The sequence below is a fragment of the Pseudomonas sp. M47T1 genome (assembly GCF_000263855.1).
Classification (GTDB): domain Bacteria; phylum Pseudomonadota; class Gammaproteobacteria; order Pseudomonadales; family Pseudomonadaceae; genus Aquipseudomonas.
The window spans coordinates 1-1,212 of sequence record NZ_AJWX01000062.1; the positions used below are offsets into that span (position 1 = coordinate 1).

The following is a 1,212-nucleotide window of genomic DNA, read 5'->3' on the forward strand; positions in this document are numbered from 1 at the left end:
TTAGGGAGACGCTGAACAATTAACTCCGTTCGCACCGCCCCCATTTTCAAGTCGTTTTTTTCAACCTGCCGACCTTGTTTTGCGTTTCGGGGGCAGGTTTCTCCCGTCATTTTGCTGATTTACGGGCCAGACCCGTCTTTCAGGCGGATTTATCCCGCCGCCCGTTGCAAATACCGCTTGGCCAGCATCAGATTGGCCAACCCAAACAAACTGAACAACTGCGCCGTATTCTTTTCCAGCCCACGGTAGCGAACCTTGCGATGATTGAAGCGCACCTTGATTACCTGGAAGGGGTGCTCGACCTTGGCACGCAGTTGCGCCTTGGCATATTCAATTTTGCGCTTGACCCGATAGAGCACGCTGCCTTCGCCGTGCTGCTTGTAACTGCTTGGCCGTGCTGCAATCGACCAGATAACGTCCCGTTCAGCATGCTCCGGTCGCTTGGCCGCACCGGTGTATCCAGCGTCACCCGAAACATAGGTTTCGTCACCGTGCAGCAACTGATCAACCTGGGTGACATCCGCCACGTGAGCAGCCGTGCCTATTACGCTGTGCACCAGCCCCGACGTGGCGTCGACACCAATGTGGGCCTTCATCCCAAAGTGCCACTGATTACCTTTTTTAGCCTGATGCATCTCGGGATCACGCTTGCCTTCTCGATTCTTGACCGAGGGCGGCGCGGCGATCAGGGTAGCGTCGACGATAGTGCCTTCCTTGAGCAGCAGACCTCGGCTGGCCAGATGCTGGTTAATCGTTTCAAACAGCACTCGTGTCAGCTGATGGGTTTCCAGCAAGCGACGAAATCGCAGCAGGGTGGTGGCATCCGGTGCCGACTCACGGCCCAGGTCGATGCCGATAAAACCACGAATGGCCTGGCTGTCGTAGACGGCATCCTCGGTACCTTCATCGGAGAAACCAAAACACTGCTGCACGACATACATGCGCAGCATGCGCGACAACCCGATCGCCGGGCGCCCGCGCTTGCCTGTGGTGTCGCTATAGAAAGGAGCCACTTGCGCTTCGAGTTGCGCCCAGGGCACCAACTGTTCAAGGTCGGCCAAGAAGCGGTCGCGACGAGTCTGCTTTTTCTTGCCGGTGTATTCGAGTTCGGAGAAGGTCTTCTGCACGCGCGTAACAGGCTCACGGAGAGGGGGTGGTTGAAGGTGCTCAGTGTGCCAAGGCTACGGGCTGTTGGCTATTTTTGCAGTGGCT

General features: G+C 57.0%; 1 protein-coding gene. It reads right to left on the reverse strand.

Annotated features, from left to right (window positions below; all coding sequences use genetic code 11):
* Nucleotides 1-149: 149 nt before the first annotated feature.
* Nucleotides 150-1,127, reverse strand: coding sequence for an IS5-like element IS52 family transposase (locus PMM47T1_RS28455; RefSeq protein ID WP_008375906.1), 978 nt, complete (start codon nucleotides 1,125-1,127; stop codon nucleotides 150-152).
* Nucleotides 1,128-1,212 lie beyond the last annotated feature (85 nt).